Source organism: Rhodovulum kholense (genome assembly GCF_003053725.1).
GTDB lineage: Bacteria > Pseudomonadota > Alphaproteobacteria > Rhodobacterales > Rhodobacteraceae > Rhodovulum > Rhodovulum kholense.
In genome coordinates this window covers 401,525-420,106 of sequence record NZ_QAYC01000002.1, presented here as the reverse complement: position 1 = coordinate 420,106, position 18,582 = coordinate 401,525, and the positions used below count along the sequence as shown (strand labels likewise).

At 67.2% G+C, this 18,582-nt stretch carries 16 protein-coding genes; 6 read left to right on the top strand and 10 right to left on the bottom strand.

What is annotated here, in order from left to right; genetic code table 11:
- The first annotated feature begins 107 nt into the window (after positions 1-107).
- Positions 108-1,400 carry a sensor histidine kinase gene (locus C8N38_RS04700; protein WP_158272301.1) on the top strand — a complete coding sequence of 431 codons (1,293 nt, stop codon included), beginning with the start codon at positions 108-110 and terminating at the stop codon, positions 1,398-1,400.
- A 25-nt stretch (positions 1,401-1,425) separates the two neighbouring features.
- Here the strand turns inward: C8N38_RS04700 and C8N38_RS04695 are convergent, their stop codons facing one another.
- The 4 genes from C8N38_RS04695 to C8N38_RS04680 all read right to left on the bottom strand — a co-directional run bounded on the left by C8N38_RS04695 (position 1,426) and on the right by C8N38_RS04680 (position 3,847).
- Positions 1,426-1,803, bottom strand: a complete 378-nt coding sequence (locus tag C8N38_RS04695) for a response regulator (protein ID WP_108024409.1) — start codon at positions 1,801-1,803, stop codon at positions 1,426-1,428.
- A gap of 14 nt (positions 1,804-1,817) precedes the next feature.
- The gene (locus C8N38_RS04690; protein WP_108024407.1) at positions 1,818-2,291 is read right to left on the bottom strand and encodes a MarR family winged helix-turn-helix transcriptional regulator; all 474 of its coding nucleotides are present in this window, start codon (positions 2,289-2,291) and stop codon (positions 1,818-1,820) included.
- Between the two features lie 264 nt (positions 2,292-2,555).
- On the bottom strand, positions 2,556-2,783 hold the full coding sequence (locus C8N38_RS04685) for a hypothetical protein (protein ID WP_108024405.1): 228 nt from the start codon (positions 2,781-2,783) through the stop codon (positions 2,556-2,558).
- A gap of 248 nt (positions 2,784-3,031) precedes the next feature.
- The gene (locus tag C8N38_RS04680) at positions 3,032-3,847 is read right to left on the bottom strand and encodes a cobalamin B12-binding domain-containing protein (RefSeq protein WP_108024403.1); all 816 of its coding nucleotides are present in this window, start codon (positions 3,845-3,847) and stop codon (positions 3,032-3,034) included.
- Positions 3,848-4,117: 270 nt separating this feature from the next.
- Between C8N38_RS04680 and C8N38_RS04675 the strand changes: the two genes are divergently transcribed.
- The gene (locus C8N38_RS04675; RefSeq protein ID WP_108024401.1) at positions 4,118-5,077 is read left to right on the top strand and encodes a DUF808 domain-containing protein; all 960 of its coding nucleotides are present in this window, start codon (positions 4,118-4,120) and stop codon (positions 5,075-5,077) included.
- A 52-nt stretch (positions 5,078-5,129) separates the two neighbouring features.
- Here C8N38_RS04675 and idi read toward each other — a convergent pair whose 3' ends face one another.
- Genes idi through C8N38_RS04645 form a run of 6 tightly spaced genes read right to left on the bottom strand, consistent with a single transcriptional unit; the run spans position 5,130 to position 11,374 of the window.
- The gene (gene idi, locus C8N38_RS04670) at positions 5,130-5,660 is read right to left on the bottom strand and encodes an isopentenyl-diphosphate Delta-isomerase (protein ID WP_108024400.1); all 531 of its coding nucleotides are present in this window, start codon (positions 5,658-5,660) and stop codon (positions 5,130-5,132) included.
- Entirely contained in the window at positions 5,657-6,838 is a 1,182-nt protein-coding gene (locus C8N38_RS04665; protein WP_108024398.1) for a geranylgeranyl diphosphate reductase, read from the bottom strand. Before C8N38_RS04665 ends, idi begins: the two co-directional genes overlap by 4 nt.
- Positions 6,839-6,843: 5 nt before the next feature.
- Positions 6,844-8,133 (bottom strand): BCD family MFS transporter, encoded by a 1,290-nt coding sequence (locus C8N38_RS04660; protein ID WP_108024396.1) that lies wholly within the window; start codon positions 8,131-8,133, stop codon positions 6,844-6,846.
- Positions 8,133-9,038 carry a chlorophyll synthase ChlG gene (gene chlG / locus C8N38_RS04655; protein ID WP_108024394.1) on the bottom strand — a complete coding sequence of 302 codons (906 nt, stop codon included), beginning with the start codon at positions 9,036-9,038 and terminating at the stop codon, positions 8,133-8,135. The genes C8N38_RS04660 and chlG overlap by 1 nt, the downstream gene beginning before the upstream one ends.
- Before the next feature lie 58 nt (positions 9,039-9,096).
- Positions 9,097-10,521, bottom strand: a complete 1,425-nt coding sequence (gene ppsR, locus C8N38_RS04650) for a transcriptional regulator PpsR (RefSeq protein ID WP_108024392.1) — start codon at positions 10,519-10,521, stop codon at positions 9,097-9,099.
- Between the two features lie 34 nt (positions 10,522-10,555).
- Positions 10,556-11,374: a cobalamin B12-binding domain-containing protein gene (locus C8N38_RS04645; RefSeq protein ID WP_108024390.1), complete on the bottom strand. Its 819-nt coding sequence runs from the start codon at positions 11,372-11,374 to the stop codon at positions 10,556-10,558.
- A gap of 298 nt (positions 11,375-11,672) precedes the next feature.
- On the opposite strand from C8N38_RS04645, the gene bchF reads away from it, so the two are divergent.
- The 4 genes from bchF to C8N38_RS04625 are packed head-to-tail and all read left to right on the top strand — an operon-like array spanning position 11,673 to position 18,568.
- Positions 11,673-12,170 (top strand): 2-vinyl bacteriochlorophyllide hydratase, encoded by a 498-nt coding sequence (bchF, locus tag C8N38_RS04640; protein ID WP_108024388.1) that lies wholly within the window; start codon positions 11,673-11,675, stop codon positions 12,168-12,170.
- The gene (locus C8N38_RS04635; RefSeq protein WP_108024386.1) at positions 12,167-13,456 is read left to right on the top strand and encodes a ferredoxin:protochlorophyllide reductase (ATP-dependent) subunit N; all 1,290 of its coding nucleotides are present in this window, start codon (positions 12,167-12,169) and stop codon (positions 13,454-13,456) included. Before bchF ends, C8N38_RS04635 begins: the two co-directional genes overlap by 4 nt.
- Positions 13,453-14,997, top strand: coding sequence for a ferredoxin:protochlorophyllide reductase (ATP-dependent) subunit B (gene bchB / locus C8N38_RS04630; RefSeq protein WP_108024385.1), 1,545 nt, complete (start codon positions 13,453-13,455; stop codon positions 14,995-14,997). The genes C8N38_RS04635 and bchB overlap by 4 nt, the downstream gene beginning before the upstream one ends.
- Entirely contained in the window at positions 14,987-18,568 is a 3,582-nt protein-coding gene (locus tag C8N38_RS04625) for a magnesium chelatase subunit H (protein WP_108024383.1), read from the top strand. Before bchB ends, C8N38_RS04625 begins: the two co-directional genes overlap by 11 nt.
- Positions 18,569-18,582 lie beyond the last annotated feature (14 nt).

The following is an 18,582-nucleotide window of genomic DNA, read 5'->3' as shown; positions in this document are numbered from 1 at the left end:
GAACCTTAGGGCAGGTCTTCGGGCAGACCCACACGCAGGGCGCAGGTGACAAGCGCGGGTTGCGCTGGCAAGATCCGCGCCGCGATGCGTCTTGCCCCGAGGACAGAATGGATCACCGCAGGGAAATCGACCGGCTCTATGCGCTTGAATTCGGACGACCCCATGAATTTGTGCTGCGGTGGCTGGGCGTGGCGGTGGGCGGGGCCGTTTTTCAGGAGACCGAAGGCTGGACCGCGGTGCTGATCTGGACGGTGGGCTATGGCCTGGCCAATCTGGCCTATCTTGCCTTCCTGCGGAGCCGGGGCCGGATCTGCAGGGCACGCGACACGCGGATTGCGGGCGGGCTGTTCCTGGCAGTGCTGGTGTCCTTCCTGTGGCTTCCGACCACGCTGGGGGCCCAGGACGAGGCGGCGATCCGGATCACCGCGCTCTCGATGCTGGGTTGCGCCATGGTATTCCTGATCCGGCGCGGCGACAGCCAGCGCTGGCTGGTCCTGGCCGAGACGGCGGTCATCGGGCTGGCGCTGATGGTGCTGGTCGCGATGGCGCTGCCGCGGATCGACTCGATGGCGGTGCGTGGGGCGGCCACCGGCTCGGGGCTGGCGATGCTGGGCTATTTCGCCCATGCGATCTGGGCCGGACGCCGCCTGAGACTGGCGGCCGAGGCCGCCGCCCACGGGTCGCTGCAGGCTCAGAAGATGCAGGCGATGGGCGAACTGGCCGGTGGCATCGCGCATGATTTCAACAATATGCTGATGGCGCTGCAGGCCAATCTGGATTTCTACCGCGACAGTTCCGACCCGACCGACCGCGACCGCTGCATCGCCGAGGCCGCGGCGGCGGCCGACCGGGCCGCGGCGCTGGCCCGCCGTCTTCTGGCCTTTGCGCAGCGCGCGGAACCGGCTGGCCGCGACCGGGTCGATATGTCCCTGGCGCTGGAAGAGGTCCGGTCGCTGGTGCGGCCGCTGATCCCGCCCACCATCCGGATGCGGATCGCACCGCCCGAGGCGCCGGTGCTGGTCGAGGTCGCGCAGGACCAGCTGGTGGCCGCGCTGATCAATCTGCTGCTGAACGCGCGCGATGCGCTGCGGCTGGGCGGCGGGCTGGCACTGGAAACCCGCCCGGTGCGCCTGACCGCGCCGCGCCCGATGCTGGACGGCTCGCAGCTGCCGCGTGGCGCCTATGCGGAAATCTCGATCACCGATACCGGCAGCGGCATCCCCGACGAGATCCTGAGCCGGGTGACCGAGCCGTTCTTCACCACCAAACCGGCGGGCGAGGGAACGGGGCTGGGCCTTGCGATGGTGCAGGGGTTCACCCGGAGCGCGCAGGGCGGCCTCGACATCGCCAGCTCGCGGGCGGGGACGCGGGTGTCGCTTTACCTGCCGCTGGCGGCCTGACCCATGCCCCGGCCCGCCGTTGCGGTCAGTTCAGCGCGACCGTCGCGCCGCGCAGAGCCTCGATCACTTCCGCCCGCCGGAACGGCTTGTGCAGGAACGACACGATCCCGCAGACCTCGCCGAGGGTTTCGGCCATCAGCGCCGAATGGCCGCCGCCGCCGCCCGACATCAGCACCACCGGCAGGTCCTGCCCTTCGGCCCGGAGCCGGTCCAGCAGCGGCAGGGCGCTATTGTCGAGCAGCCAGAAATCGACGATGGCGGCCACCGGCCGGTCGCTGCGGACGCGCTCAAGAAAGGCCTCGACATCCGAAGTGCAGCAGGGTTCGAACTCGCTTCCGGCCAGGAGACGCGGGAAGATCTTCAGAATCTCGACGTCATCGTCGATCACCACGACCTTCGGCATCGAGGCCTCCTCACTCAGGACGAGAGCGAAATCGCGATGGACCGGAGCGCCCGCTTGATCGCGGCCCGCTCGCTGTCCGGCAGGGTGCCCACAAGTAAGGCGATCTTCCGGATCGGGTCAAGCTCCAGCGCGGCCCGTCCGGCCTCGGTCAGCGAGATGATCGCGCTGCGGGCGTCGCGCGGATGGCTGCGCTGCCCGACAAGCCCGCGGTCGCGCATGGTCCGGACCGCGCGGCTGACCGGGGCATGGGTCAGGCCCAGATAGCTGGTGATGAGCGTCAGGGTGCAGCGGTCTTCGGGCGATCGCTCGATATAGCGCAGGATCGACCATTGCAGCGGCTGGATCGCGCTGGAACTCTTCGAATCGTAGGCGTCGCGGACGATCCGCTCCATCAGGACCGCCGCCGCGAGATCGCTGCGCCCGAAGGCCTCGAGGTGTCGCTTGGTCGTGCAGACCCCGGGCAACGAGGGGTTACGAAATGTATCCATACCGTTTCAATCGAACAGGGCCCAGACGTTGGTCATGAACGCTGCCCGGCACCGAAGGTTTCGTCAATACGTCAAGTCATAACAGGGCAGGCCGCCGGATCGGACCCCGTGCGGAACCACCGCGGGAACGACCGAAGACACAAGATCCGGTCAAACCCCTCCTGTGGACCGTCTGGCCGTCTTGGGGCTGCCGACAGCGCCCGGGGTCCGCCCGGCCGTGAAAATTGCCCGTTGCCTCGGACAGCTGCGGGGCGCGGCACGGCCTCAATGCAGATGCCGATACGTTCGCACCTGCGCGGCACGTCGGCGGCCGATCTCACCGCGGACCGACTCGGCGAGTCCTTCGATCCGCAGCGCAAGCTTTCCCAGCGCAGGTTCCGAGGTGGCCTTGTTGTCGATCGCCCTCAGATACATCGTCAGCCCGTCCAGCGTCTCGGCCACCTCATACAAGGCGTCCTCGCGATGACGCGCGATCATCAGGTCCTTTGTCATGCCGAGCTCCCTTTCTTGGTCTTGGGCGCCGTTCCCGGGCGGTGCCATGCTGAAGAGGAAGAGGGCCGAGCGGCCTCTGCGCTGCCGTCAGGTGAGGTATTTTAGCGCAGAGCGCGAGTCCTTGCTACTGGCACGTGAATGCGTCGACCACTTTCGACGGGATCGTGCCTTTCGCGCCCGGTCTGCGGCACGGCGCCCTAGGTGCGGCCCCGGGTGCTGCGAGCGGGGGCGGGCATTGGGTGGGGCTGTCAGCGGCATGCCTCCAGGACCAGCCGGTCGGCCAGGGAAAGCGCGGTTTCCAGGTCGTCGGCATGCCCGTCGGCAGGGATCTGGCGTGCGATTTCGGGGCAGTTGTGCAGGATCTTGCCGCAGATCAGCACCCGAATCTCGGGCAGCGCCGCGTTGACCGCCTCGACCAGCCGCGTCAGCGGCAGTGCCGACCGGGGTCCGGCGGCGGACAGGCCCAGAAGGCGCACCCGCGATTGAGTCAGGTCGGAGATCAGCTTGTCCTGCGGTTCGGATAGCGACAGTTCGATCTCCCAGCCGTGGTCGCGGAACATGTCGGCAGCCACGATCACCCCGAAGGTGTGGGTTTCGACCTCGGGCGTTGCGAAAAGCGCCCGCCGCGTCGGATCGACCGGGCGGGGACCGGCCTCGCCTCGCAAAAGCCGCAAAAGCCGCTGAAGCTGGCCCACGGCCTGACCCACCTGAACGAAACTGACCTCGTCGCTTTCCCAGAGGCGGCCCATCAGCCGTGCGGCCTCGGGCAACAGCGCCGCGGCTATCCAGGTCTTGTCGCGCCCTGCGGCCAGATGCGCATCGAGGATCAGGCGGGACTGGGCAAGATCGCCAGTCACGAGCGCCATGCAGAGCGCCTCGACCTCTGTCGGAGCGGGCGGTTCGGGCCACGTGCGGCGCGACGGCGGCGGGCCGGGCAGGCGGGCCACGCGCATCAGGGCCTCCTGCACGACTCGGCGCAGGCTGGCCTCCGGCAGCGGTCGGCAGAAGGCGTCGACTGGCCGCATGAAACGGGCCTCGGCCGGCTGGTGCTGGTCGGAGTCCATGGCAGTTACCCTGATGGTTCCCGGCGAACGGGTGTGATGATCGCGCGAGAGTTGTCTTTATGATTAATACAACTCAAGAACAACAGCAGCATTGCGTCAATCCGAGATTTCGAAAGGAATGTCATGATGTCCGGTCGGGCGGGAGCTTGCCGATCCGGGCGCGGGGGCGGATGCCGCAGGGCGGCTCCGGCCGGGTGGCATTGGCCCCGGCAGGGCGGCGCGCTATCCTTGGCCGGCAGGACGGCAAGGCAGAACGGGAAGATACAGGCAATGAGCGGATTACTGGCGCTGCTCGATGACGTGGCGGCGATCGCCAAGGTTGCGTCCGCATCGGTTGACGACGTGGTCGGGCAGGCGGTCAAGGCCTCGTCCAAGGCGGCGGGGGCGGTTGTCGACGACGCCGCGGTGACGCCGAAATACGTCCGCGGATTCGCGCCCGCGCGCGAGTTGCCCATCGTCTGGGGAATCGCCCGCGGATCGCTGTTCAACAAGCTGGTGATCCTTCTGCCCGTTGCGCTGGTGCTGTCGCAATTCGCGCCCTGGGCCATCGCGCCGCTGCTGATGCTGGGCGGGTGCTACCTTTGCTTCGAGGGGGTCGAGAAGATCTGGCACGCGCTTCGGCCGTCCCATCACGCGGCCGAGGCCGGGCCGGACAGCCAGATGTCGGCGGCCCATCTGGAAGAGGCCAAGGTCAAGGGCGCGATCAAGACCGATTTCATCCTGTCGGCCGAGATCATGACCATCATCCTTGCCTCATTGCCCGATCATCTGACGATCTGGGTCGAGGCGGCGGCGATGGCGCTGGCAGGCGCGTTGATCACCGTCGTCGTCTATGGCGCGGTCGGGCTGATCGTGAAGGCCGACGATATCGGGCTGGCGATGGCCGAGAAGGGACGGCTGGCGCTGACGCGCGGGCTTGGCATCGGGATCGTGCGGGCCATGCCCAAGGTCATGACGCTGCTGCTGGTGGTGGGCACGGCCGCGATGATCTGGGTCGGGGGCTCGATCCTGGTCCATGGCGCCCACGAGCTTGGCTGGCATCTGCCGCAGGAGGCCATCCACCACGCGGCCGTGGCCGTGGCCGGGGCAGTCCCGGTGGGAAATGGCGCGACCGAATGGATCGTGACGGCGGCGCTGGACGGTGTGGTGGGCATCGCGGCCGGATCGGTGCTGGTCGCGGCGGTGAGCCTTGCGATCCTGCCGCTGGTGCGGCTGGTGCGGCGGGCCTGACGGCGCAGGCGGTGAGAACCGGCCCGGGCCAAAGCCCGGACCGGCCTTGCCCTCAGGCCGAGGCGAGCGATCCGAAGATCGCGTCGCTGTGCTTTTCAAGATAGATCCGCAGCCAGGGCGTATAGACGCCCTCGGTCTCGCGGGTCTCGCGGGCCAGATCGTCAAGCGCGATCCAGCGGGCATCCATCACCTCTTCGGGGTTCAGGTCCCATTTCAGGTCCGGCCCCGCCGCGGCGATGAAGATGTCGACCACCTCATGTTCGATCAGCCCGTTGCCGACCTCGGCGCGGTATTCGACCTGCTCGCGGAATTCGAGCGTCAGCCCGGTGATCCCCAGCTCTTCGGCCAGCCGCCGGTTGGCGCAGGTCTTCGACTCCTCGTTCCAGCGCGGATGGGTGCAGCAGGTATTCGCCCAGAAACCGGGCGTGTGATACTTGCCCAGCGCCCGGCGCTGGATCAGCACGCGGTCGCCATCCATCACGAAGACCGAGATCGCCTTGTGGCGGAGGCCCTTCTGATGGGCCTCCAGCTTCTCGACAGGTGTCAGTTGGCCGTTGACCCAGGCCGGGATCATCTCGCTCATGTGTATTGCGGCGACACCAGGCCGGTCAGGTGGGCGACGTTCTTGATGCCGATCTTGAGATGGGCAAGCGGGCGTTTCTTGGTCAGCTTCTTGTTCATGTAGGATTCGAAGGTCAGCGTCTGCACGTCGACATCGTGGCAGAGCGATACGAAGCGTTCGCGCCGTTCGTCGCTGTGGTAATAGGCGTCCTGCATCGCCTGCAGCGCCTTGTAGGTGTTCTTGTGGTCCTTCATGAACATCTGCCGCGCCAGTTTCAGGTCCGACGCCCGGCCCGAGGCCAGCGCCGCCGAGACCGCCGCGGCGCCCACGCGCCCGCCGAACATGGCGTAATAGATGCCCTCGCCTGAACTCGGCGCCACGGTGCCCGCGGCATCGCCCACCACGACCACGTCGCGGCCGTTGTCCCACTTGTCCATCGGGCGCAGCGGGATCGGCGCGCCTTCCTTGCGGATCGTCTCGGCCTGGTCGAGCCCGGCCATCTTGCGCAGATCGGCGGTCGCCTGTTTCAGGTCGAAGCCGTCGACGCCGGTGCCCATCCCGACCGAGCAGGTATGCCCGTGCGGGAACACCCAGCCGTAGAAATCGGGGCTGATCCGGCCGTCATAGATCACGTCGCAGCGGTTGGGCTGGTAGTTGCCGACCGCCATGGGGGCGTCGATGATCTCGTGATAGGCGATCACATAGGGGATCTTGTCGCCGCCGGGCACTTCGGCACGCGCGACGTCAGACCGCGCCCCGTCGGCGCCGATGATGAACTTGGTCTGCAGCCTGACCTCTTCCTTCGACTGCTTGTCGCGGAAGACGAGGAAGGTCTTTTCCTCCTCGCGCTCGACCCGGACGAAGGTCCCGGTATAGCGCACGGCCCCGGCGCGTTCGGCGCGGGCGCGCAGGAACGGGTCGAAATCCTTGCGGTCGACCATGCCGACAAAGCCGTTCTCGATCGGGATGTCGACGAAGCGGCCCGAGGGCGAGATCATCCGCGCGGTGTCGATCTTCGCCACCAGCTGTTCGTCGGAGATGTTGAAATCGCGCATCAGGCGCGGCGGGATCGCGCCGCCGCAGGGCTTGATCCGGCCCTCGCGGTCGAGAAGCGCGACCTTCTTGCCCGAACGGGCAAGATCCTCTGCGGCGGTGGCGCCGGCGGGGCCGCCCCCGACGACAACAACGTCATAAATCATCTGTCTTACTCCCCTGGCACAAGACCTGCGTGTTCCGTTGTGGGTCGATTTCCATCCATGATCCTCAGTGCCATTACAGCAGCGAGCACGAAGAGGATCGCTTCGGTCAGGAACACCACGCCAAAGGCGGGTGCGTCGTCCATGATCTGGCGCAAACCGTCGGCCGCCGCAGCACCGACAAGGCCGCCAAAGCCCGCGGCAATCGCCTGCGCGGCGCCCCAAAGGCCCATCCGCGTGCCTTCGCGCGCGTCGCGGCCCTCGCCTGCCAGCGCCATCATCGCGCCGATGGCGGCGACGGTGAAGATGCCGTTGAAAAAGCCCATCAGCACCACGGCGGGCGTCAGCGGCAGATGCGCGCCGAAATGTCCCAGCGCCGCGATGCTGGTCAGCGCCGCGGCCGAGCCGAGGCAGCCGAGGATCACCCAGGTCCTGAGCGCCCAGATCCGCAGCACCGAACTGCCGATGCCGACCACGACCATGCCGAGGAAGACGCCGCCATGCTGGGACCCCGACAGCGAGGTCGACTGGCCGGGGGTGAAGTCGAAGACAAGCCCCGAGAACGGCTCGAGGATCAGTTCCTGCATGAAATAGGCGACCATCGACAGGAACACGAACAGCGTGAAGACGCGGGCGCGGGGCTCGGCCCAGACCTCGCCGATGCCTTTCCAGAACGGCATCTCGTCGGGTTCGCGATGGGCGACCACCCGCTTTTCGATGCCCCAGACAGCCAGCGTGGTCACCGCGACCGCGCCCAGGGTGACCACGGTCACGATCTCCAGCAGGAGCGCGGGCGTATAGGGATCGAGGAAGGCGCCGACCGTTCCGGCGGTGATGCCGATGCCCGCAATCATCATCAGCCAGGTAATGGTGGCGGCCGCCGCGCGGCGCTCGGGCGCGGTGGCGGTGGCCAGCAGCGCCAGAAGCGAGGTGCCGCAGGCGGCGACGCCGATGCCGATCAGCGCATAGGCCAGGATCGACAGCGCCAGCCCCGCGCCATAGTGGTTTTCCATCACCACGACGCCGGTCGCGGCCAGATAGCCGCCCAGCGCCAGGATCGCCATGCCGCCGATGATGAACCGGGTGCGCTGGCCGCGCGTGTCCGACAGGAACCCCCAGCTGGGCCGGGTGATCTGGATCGCGTAATGCAGCGCGACCAGCAGCCCCGGCAGCACTGCCGGAAGCGCCAGCTCGACCACCATCAGCCGGTTCAGCGTGGACGAGGTCAGCACCACGACCGCGCCAAGGCTCATCTGCACGAGCCCCAGCCGGACGATCTGCAGCCAGCTCAGCGTCATCAGAGCGCTCCGAGCGACCGGATCGCGAGGGCCGAGATCATCATGCCGGACACGTACAGCACGACACCGACGCCATTATACCAGGGCGCCTTGCCCTTGGGGTCCTTCATCATCACCGACATCGCCCAGAACTGCGCCAGCAGCACGGCGGTCACACCCGCCGCATGGAACGGCCGGTCCCACAGGACCAGAAGCCCGATCACCACCGCCTGCGGCACCGCCATCACGATGGACGCGACCCAGGCGGCCTTGCGCGGACCCATGGTGACGGGCAGCGAGTTCACGCCCATTTGGCGGTCGCCCTCCAGCGCCTTGAAGTCGTTCAGCGTCATGATGCCATGGGCGCCGATCCCGTAAAGCAGCGCGATCACGACCACATAGATCGAAGGGGCGCCCGCCGACAGCACGGCCGCGCCGGTGAACCACGGGAGCGATTCATACGAGATGCCGACAAGCCCCGGCCCCCACCAGCCCGATTTCTTCAGACGGACGGGCTCGGCCGAATAGGCCCAGGCGGCGGCGACGCCGAGGATCGTGGCGACAAAGCCCCAGGGGCCCAGCTGCCAGCCGATGACCAGCGCCAGAAGCGACATGGCGCAGGCGATATAGAACCCCCAGCGCCCCGGAATGCGGCCCGAGGGGATCGGGCGGTAGGGTTCGTTGATGGCATCGACGTGCCGGTCGCACCAGTCATTCGCCGCCTGGCTCATGCCGCAGACCACGGGGCCCGCCAGCACCATGCCCAAAAGGACGAGGCCCGGTTTCGACAGGGGCGACACCCCCGAGGATACGGTGCCGCAAAGATAGGCCCACATCGGGGGAAACCACGTGATCGGCTTGATCAGCGTCACCATGGCGGCGGGGTCCGGCAGACGCCGGTTCGGCACGTTCGAGATATCGGTCATGTCTTCCGCAGATTCTCCTGGCCCCGTTCGGGGCGGGTCTTGCTTCCCTGCAGGGGCGTCACGAGTCGCCCCCGTCTCTGCTGAGGAGCCCGTATTTCCGGAGCTTCACATACAGGCTCTGGCGCGAGAGCCCCAGCATCTCGGCCGCCGCCACGCGGTTGTTCCGCGTCAACTCGACGGCGGTCTCGATGCACATCTTCTCGACCACATCGGTGGTCTCGGCGACGATGTCCTTTAGGCTGGCGGAACCCACCAGCTCCATCACCGAGCGCATCGCATCGTCCGACACCGCGACGCCGGGCCTGCGCGCGCCTTCCATGCGGCTGGCGTCGCGGATCACGTAGACGATGCAGGGGCTGGCCTGGTCCTTGAGATAGGTAGCCGAGATCTCGACCGAAACCTGGGCACCATATTCGCCCGACAGCTTGGTGGCGAAGAACCGCATCTGCCCGCTGCGGGTGGCGTTTTCGACGAGGACCCTCAGATCGACGCTGCCGCGCACCAGATAATCGCCCAGAGACCGGCCCTTGACCGACGCCACATGCGGGGCGTCGGCAAGCCCTAGGAAGCTGTCATTGGCGGCAAGGATCACGCCTTGCGTGTCGGTGAAGACCAGCGCGTCGACGCCCTGGCGGTAGAAGGCCAGAAGCGTCTCGCCCATTTCGCCGCCATTGGGCTCGCGGTCCTCGGCCCGGTCCAGCCGACACAGGATCAGCGGCTCGCCCGCCGCGCGGAAGGCGATCGGGCGCAGCCTGATCCGGACCCGGGTCCGCCGGGTTTCCAGCGGCAGCGGATGCGCCTCGGGCGACAGGGCCACCTGGCTCAGCGCCTCGAGGAACTCGGCCCGGCGACGGCCGTCGAATTCTTGGGCGAAGGCGTTGCCGATCAGTTCGGCGCGCTCGGCGCCCAGAAGCTCGCAGGCCACCGGATTGGCATCGACCACCCGGCCCGACTTGGTGCCGACGAAGACGAAGGCGTCGCGGGTCGATTCGGACAGCACGCGATAGCGGGTGTCATATTCGCGCTGGGTCTCGTAGTCCCGCTCCAGCGCCATCTGCGCCTCGATGAGCTGCATCTGCATCTCGGCGATGGGGCGCAGGTCGCGGCCCAGCATCAGCAGCGTGCTGCCGTCGGGGCCGATGGTGTGGAAGGAATAGCGGACCGGGAAAGACCAGCCCTCGCCATCGGCATGGTTCAGCTCGACCGGTTTCCCGGTCTCGCCGCCTCTGGCGAAGAATTCGAGCCGCGAGTCGAGCTTGGGGCGGCTGTCCTGGGTCAGCACGTCGCGGATGTCGCGGCCTTCCCAGTGATCGAGCTGCCCATGGGCGTGATGATCCTTGTTGACCAGAACCGACAGCACGCGGCCCTCGGGCGAGAGGACGATCGCGATGTCGCAGGCCGTGGCGATGATTTCGCCCAGCATCTCGGGCGCGATGAGAGGGATCGCGCCGCTGTTCCAGTATTTGGTGCCCCTTGACGTCACGCGCCCATTTCCGGCCGTCCCGGCCGCCTCCCCGTCACTGGTCCTGCTCCGACCGGCCTGCGCCGGGCGCCAGCGTTCTTCCGTTCATACCGCACAGGCGCAACGCCTCGCGCGCGTCCGATGTGGCCGCATCCGCGCCGGTCAGCGCGCAGACATCCTCGGCCCCCTCGGCGACCAGGCCGCCGATCACGATCGGCACGCCGGTGCCGAGCGCCCGGCGCAAGCCGTTCACCAGGCGCCGGGCCGAGTCGAGCTTCTGGCGGCAGGAGACGGAAATCGCCACCAGATCGAATTGCCGGGCCATGGCCTTTTGCAGGATCTCGTCCTCGGTCTGGCCCAGCGCCAGAGAGACCGACGCGCCCATGCGGCGCATCTGGTTGGCGGCGGTCATGCCGCCCAGCGTGTGGAATTCGTCATGCGGCACGATCATCATGATGTTGGGCGCGTCCGATGCGGCCAGCATGTCGTCGGCATTGGCCGCGCCCAGTTCGCGCAACATCGCCTGCAGTCGCGCCGCGCCGATGGTCACGTCGGCAAAGCTCAGATCGTCGCGGCACCAGCGGTCGCCCAGCTCGCGCGCGGCGGCGGGGATATAGCCGTCGACGATGGCGGTCGAGGAAATCCCGTGGCGGCGCAGCGTGGCCAGGGCCCCGGTCCGGATCGACCGGTCGCCGCGCAGCACGTCGGCGCAGAATTCCGCCAGAATTTTGGGGCTCACCGCCTGGACCCCGTCGCCCGAGCGCTGCGCCAGCGCCGAAAGCACCTGGCCCGCGAGGGTTTCGACCTCGTCATGACGCTCGCAGGGGCGGGAGGGCGGCGCGGCGGGCGCTATCGACTTCTGCGGCTCAGCCATGATACGCCCCCGGCCGAGGACGGTCCCGGCGGATTCGAGGCGACCGGTGCGCAAGGCGCTCTGGGGACTGTCCAGCGTTGTCAAAGCCGATTGACACTTGTTGGCCCTCGTGGCTGGAGGAATCAAGACGGCGCAGGCAAGTCCCTAGAAAATATAGGCTCTTTTACTCTGCCCCAAGCGCTCGACACCCCTCGGATCAAGAGGAGTGTAAACGGAAAGAGTGTAAATTACAATTGACACTTTCCGCGCCAGAGGTCTAACGTGAGGCCCAAGCCACCGTCTGTCAGGGAGTCGGAGGATGCCGGAAAACGTGGGAACCGCCCCAAGGGCGGTCCAACTCTATACGCCGGAAGAACGTCGCCGTCGCGACTCGACCAAATGGACCGTCGTGCAGGGCGTTCTGGCGCCGTTGCAGTTCTTGGTCTTTCTGGTCTCGCTGGTTCTCGTCCTGCGGTACCTTGTGACCGGGGCGGGCTACGAGGCGGCCACGATCTCGATCGTGATCAAGACCTTCGTGCTTTACACCATCATGGTCACCGGTGCGATCTGGGAGAAGGTCGTGTTCGGCCGCTATCTCTTTGCTCCCGCCTTCTTCTGGGAAGACGTCTTCTCGATGGCGGTGATCGCGCTGCATACCTTGTATCTGTGGGCGCTGCTGACTGGCAGCGTGGGTCCGACCGGCCAGATGCTGATCGCGCTGGCGGCCTACAGCACCTATGTCATCAATGCCGGGCAGTTCCTGTGGAAGCTGCGGATGGCCCGGTTGCAGGGTGAGGCAACGGAGGTCGCCGCATGACCGGATTTACCCCCGCCCCGCCCGCCGCCGGCTGCCGCAACGCCCCTGTCCTGAAGGAACGCGGCCAGCGCGAGGTGTTCTGCGGTCTGACCGGGATCATCTGGCTGCACCGCAAGATGCAGGACGCCTTCTTCCTGGTGGTCGGTTCGCGCACCTGCGCGCATCTGCTGCAATCGGCCGCGGGCGTGATGATTTTCGCCGAGCCGCGCTTCGGCACCGCGATCCTTGAAGAAAAGGATCTGGCCGGGCTGGCCGATGCCAACGCCGAGCTTGACCGCGAGGTCGACCGGCTGCTGGCGCGCCGTCCCGATATCAAACAGCTCTTCCTGGTGGGCTCCTGCCCGTCCGAGGTGATCAAGCTTGACCTGCACCGCGCGGCCGAACGGCTGACCGAACGCCATGCGCCGCATGTGCGGGTAATGAACTATTCCGGCTCGGGCATCGAGACGACCTTCACCGAGGGCGAAGATGCCTGCCTCGCGACCATGGTGCCGACCCTGCCCGCAACCGACGAGCGTCAACTGCTGATGGTCGGTGCGCTGCCCGATGTGGTCGAGGATCAGGCGCTGTCGCTGCTGGCCGAGATGGGCGTGGCGCCCGTGCGCTGCCTGCCCGCTCACCGCGCGGCCGAAGCGCCCGGGGTGGGGGCGCATACCGTCGTGGCGCTGACCCAGCCCTTCCTGAACGAGACCGCCGCCGGGCTGGAACGCCGCGGCGCGCGCATCCTGCCCGCGCCGTTCCCCTTCGGCGAAGAGGGCACGACCGCCTGGCTCTGGGCCGTGGCGCAGGAATTCGGGGTCTCGCCTGAGACCTTCGCGAAGGTCACCGACGCCCCGCGCGCCCGCGCCCGCAAGGCCATCGCCGCCGCCGCCGAGACGCTGGGCGGCAAGTCGATCTTCTTCTTCCCCGACAGCCAGCTGGAAATTCCGCTGGCGCGCTTCCTGACCCGCGAATGCGGCATGACCGCGGTCGAGGTCGGCGCCCCCTTCATCAACAAGCAGATCGTCGGTCCCGATCTCGATCTTCTGGCCGAGGGGCCGGTGATCGCCGAGGGCCAGGATGTCGATCTGCAGCTCGACCGCTGCCGGGCCGCCCGGCCCGACCTGACGGTCTGCGGGCTCGGGCTTGCGAACCCGCTGGAGTCCGAAGGCATGACCACGAAATGGGCCATCGAACTGGTGTTCACGCCCGTCCATTTCTATGAGCAGGCCGGCGATCTGGCCGGTCTCTTCGCCCGCCCGTTGCGCCGCCGCGCAATTCTGGCCGGGCTGGAGGGCGCGGCATGAAGCTGACCGTCTGGACCTATGAAGGCCCGCCCCATGTCGGCGCGATGCGTGTCGCGACCGCGATGAAGGGGCTGCATTACGTGCTGCACGCGCCGCAGGGCGACACCTATGCCGACCTGCTGTTCACGATGATCGAACGGCGCAACCATCGCCCGCCGGTCAGCTACACCACCTTCCAGGCGCGCGATCTGGGCGAGGATACCGCGAACCTCTTCAAGACCGCGCTGCATGACGCCTTCGACCGGTTCAAGCCGCAGGCGATGATCGTGGGGTCTTCCTGCACCGCCGAGCTGATCCAGGACGACCCCGAGGGCATGGCCGCGACCATGGATCTGGGCATTCCGGTGATCCCGCTGGAACTGCCGAGCTATCAGCGCAAGGAAAACTTCGGCTCGGACGAGACCTTCTACCAGATCGTCAAAGCCATCGCCCGGCCGATGGAGCGCACGGCCCATGTCTCGGCCAACCTGATCGGGCCGGTGGGGCTGGGCTTCCGCCATCGCGACGACATCACCGAGGTGACGGCGCTGCTGGAAGAGATGGGGATTGCGGTGAACGTGGTTGCGCCGATGGGCGCCACGCCCGCCGACATCGCCCGCATGGGGGCCGCGCATTTCAACGTGCTGATGTATCCCGAGCATGCCGAGACCGCGGCGCGCTGGATGGAAAAAAACCTCGGCCAGCCCTTCACCAAGACGGTACCGATCGGCGTCGGCGCGACCCGCGATTTCATCGCCGAGGTGGCGCGGATCGCGGGCGTCGAGCCGAAGGCCGACGATGCCCGCCTGAGGATGCCCTGGTATTCGCAATCGGTCGATTCGACCTACCTGACCGGCAAGCGCGTCTTCCTCTTCGGCGATGCGACCCATGTGAAGGCCATGGCCCGGGTCGCGCGCGACGAGATGGGCTTCGAGGTGGTGGGGCTTGGTTGCTACAACCGCGAATTCGCCCGCGACATCCGCAAGCTTGCGTCCGAATTCGGGGTCGAGGCGCTGATCAGCGACGACTACCTCGAGGTCGAGAAGGCCATCGAGGATCTGGCCCCCGAGATGATCCTCGGCACCCAGATGGAGCGCCATATCGGCAAGCGTCTGGGCATTCCCTGCGCGGTGATCTCGGCGCCCGTGCACGTTCAGGACTTCCCCGCCCGCTACAGCCCGCAGATGGGCTGGGAGGGCGCCAACGTGATCTTCGACACGCTGGTCCATCCGCTGGTGATGGGGCTCGAAGAGCACCTGCTGCACATGTTCCGCGAGGATTTCGAGTTCCACGACGAGGCCGGTGCCTCGCATCATGGCGGCGCGGCCAAGGCCCGGGCCGTCGAGGCCGAGCCCGAGACCGATCAGGAAGCGGCCGCCGGCGCGGCCCCGGCCGAGGGCGAGATCGTCTGGCTGAGCGCGGCCGAGAAGGAGCTGAAGAAGATCCCGTTCTTCGTGCGCGGCAAGGCCAAGCGGAATACCGAGAAGTTCGCGCTCGAGAAGGGCGTGCACGAGATCAGTGTCGAAACCTTGTACGAGGCGAAGGCCCATTATGCGCGATGAACGTCATTACCCCGGGTATCGAGTAGTCATCGTCACGCTGGATTCGCATTCCGCGGGTCCCTGCGAGCGGGTGACCGAGCGTCTTGCTGGCGACTTTCCGGGGCTGAGGGTCAGCGTGCATGCCGCCGCGACCTGGTCGGAAAACCCGGGCGCGCTGGTCCGCGCGAAGGACGACGTTCTGAATGCCGACATCATCCTGGTGAACCTGCTGTTCATCGAGGAGCATATCAACGCCATCCTGCCCGAGCTGAAGGCCCGGCGCGACGATTGCGACGCGATGATCGGCATCATCGCCGACAAGCAGATCGTGCAGCTGACCCGGATGGGCGATCTCGATATGTCCAAGCCCGCCTCGGGGCCGATGAAGCTTTTGAAAAAGCTGCGCGGCAACGTCCGGGACGAGAACGGCCAGGTCAAGACCGGCGGCGAAAAGCAGATGGCCATGCTGCGCCGCCTGCCCAAGATGCTGAAATACCTGCCGGGCAAGGCGCAGGACCTGCGCGCCTGGTTCCTGACCATGCAATACTGGCTGGGCGGGTCCGACGACAACGTCGAGCAGATGGTGCGGTTCCTGATCTCGCGCTATGCCAAGGACGCCTCCTGGCGCGGCGGCGCGTCCGAGGCGCCGATCGAATATCCCGAGACCGGGCTCTACCACCCCGACATCCCGCATCGCATCACCACCGACATCGCCGATCTGCCGCAGCCCGCAGCGCCGGTGGCGACGGTCGGCATCCTTCTGATGCGCTCCTATATCCTTGCTTCGGATACCGCCCATTACGACGCGGTGATCCGGGCGCTGGAAGACCGCGGCATCCGGGTGATCGCGGCCTTCGCCGGCGGGCTCGATGCCCGGCCCGCCATTGCCGCCTATTTCACCGGCGAGCGGAGCGTTCATATCGACACGCTGGTGTCGCTGACCGGGTTCAGTCTGATCGGCGGTCCGGCCTATAACGACAGCGACGCCGCGGTCGAGGTGCTGAGCGGGCTCGACGTGCCATATATCGCCGCCCATCCGCTGGAGTTCCAGACGCTGGGGCAATGGAGCGAATCCTCGGGCGGGCTCGGTCCGGTCGAGACCACCATGCTGATCGCGCTGCCGGAACTCGACGGGGCGATCTCGCCCACCGTCTTTGGCGGTCGCCACGGCCCCGAGGGCTGCAAGGGCTGCCCGCGCGACTGCACCCACAAGGGCGAGGCCAAGGAAATGGCCGCCTGTTCCGAGCGCGTGGCGACGCTGGCCGCCCGGATCGAGCGGCTGTCCCGGCTGCGCTGGTCGGAAACCGAAAGCCGCAAGGTCGGCATCATCCTGTTCGGCTTCCCGCCGAATGCGGGCGCCATCGGCACTGCCGCCTACCTGTCGGTCTTCGAGAGCCTGTTCAACACGCTGCACCGGATGAAGTCCGAGGGCTACCAGACCGGCGAGCTGCCCGCCACGGTCGACGAGCTGCGCGCGGCGATCCTCGAGGGCAATGCCAAGACCTACGGGCAAGAAGGCAACGTGGCCGCCCATGTGCCCGCCGACGATCTGGTGCGCGGCACGCCCTGGCTTGCCGAGATCGAATCCGTCTGGGGGCCTGCCCCGGGCAAGATCCGGTCGGACGGGCGCGGCGTCTTCGTGCTGGGCCGCGAATTCGGCAATGTCTTCGTGGGCGTCCAGCCGACTTTCGGCTACGAGGGCGACCCGATGCGGCTGCTCTTTGAGCGGGGCTTCGCGCCGACCCATGCGTTCAGCGCATTTTATCTTTGGCTGAAGAACACCTTCCGCGCGGATGTGCTTTTGCATTTCGGGATGCATGGGGCGCTGGAATTCATGCCGGGCAAGCAGGCGGGCATGTGCTTCCGCGACTGGCCCGACCGGCTGATCGGCGACATGCCGAACGTCTATCTCTATGCCTCGAACAACCCCTCCGAGGCGACGCTGGCCAAGCGCCGGTCGAACGCGGTGACGATCACCCACCTGACGCCGCCTCTGGCCGCCTCGGGGCTTTACAAGGGGTTGCAGGAGCTGAAGGACAGCCTCACGCGCTGGCGCCAGACCGAGCCCGGCTCGCCCGAGCAGGCCGATCTGGAAGAGCTGATCGCGGCTCAGGCCGATGCCGTCGACATGACCGGCACCCCGCCCGAAAAGCTGTGGCTGAAGCTTCTGGAAACCGAGGACGCGCTGATCCCCGACGGGCTGCACGTGGTCGGCCGCACGGCAACGCCCGAGGAACGGGCCGAGCATCTGCGGGTGATGACCGATACCGATGCCGAGACCCGCGAGAAGGTCGATTACTGGCTTCAGCAGGACACCGAGCTGCCCGCGATCATGCGCGCGCTGGGGGGGCGCTACATCAAGCCTGTGCCCGGGGGCGATCTGATCCGGTCGGCCGATGTGCTGCCGACGGGGCGCAACATCCACGCCTTCGACCCGTTCCGCATGCCGACCCAGTTCGCGATGCTGGAAGGCGCGAAGCAGGCGCAGAAGCTCTTGGACACCCATGCGACGCTGCCGCGCTCGGTGGCGATGGTGCTGTGGGGGTCGGACAACATCAAATCCGACGGCGGGCCCATCGCCCAGGCCATGGCGCTGATGGGCGCGAAGCCGCGGTTCGACAATTACGGCCGTCTGGCGGGCGCCGATCTGGTGCCGCTGGAGGAACTCGGCCGGCCCCGGGTCGATGTGGTGATGACGCTGTCGGGCATCTTCCGCGACCTGCTGCCCTTGCAGACCCGGATGCTGGCCGAGGCCGCCTGGAAGGCCGCGATGGCCGAGGACGAGCCGCTGGAGCTGAACTTCATCCGTGCCCATTCGCTGGCCCATGCCGAAAAGATGGGCGTCGACATGGAAACCGCGGCGCTGCGGGTCTTCTCGAATGCCGAGGGCGCCTATGGCTCGAACGTCAACGGGCTGGTCGACAGCGGCGCCTGGGGCGACGAGGACGAGTTGGCCGATGCCTATGAGGCGCGCAAAAGCTTCGCCTATGGGCGCGACGGCAAGTCGAGGGCCAATGCGGCGCTGTTGCAGCAGACGCTGAAGGATGTGGATGTCGCCTATCAGAACCTCGAAAGCGTGGAACTCGGCGTGACGACCGTCGACCACTATTTCGACACGCTGGGCGGCATCGCGCGGGCGGTCAAACGCGCCCGGGGCGGGCAGGACGCGGCCGTCTATATCGGCGACCAGACCCGGGGCGAGGGCAAGGTGCGCACGCTTCAGGATCAGGTCGCGCTCGAAACCCGGTCGCGCAGCCTGAACCCCAAATGGTTCGAAGGCATGCTCAAGCACGGGCATGAAGGCGTGCGCCAGATCGAGGCGCAGGTCACCAACACTCTCGGGTGGTCGGCGACAACCGGCCAGGTGGAACCGTGGGTGTATCAACGGCTGTCGGAAACCTTCGTCCTGGACGAAGACATGAGAAAACGGCTGGCCAGCCTGAACCCTGCGGCATCGGCCCGGATGGCGAACCGCCTTCTCGAAGCCCATGACCGCAACTACTGGCAACCCGACGCCGAAACCCTGGCCGCATTGCAGGCGGCGGCCGATGAGCTGGAAGACCGGCTTGAAGGCATAGTGGCGGCGGAATAAGCCGCGAACGGAGG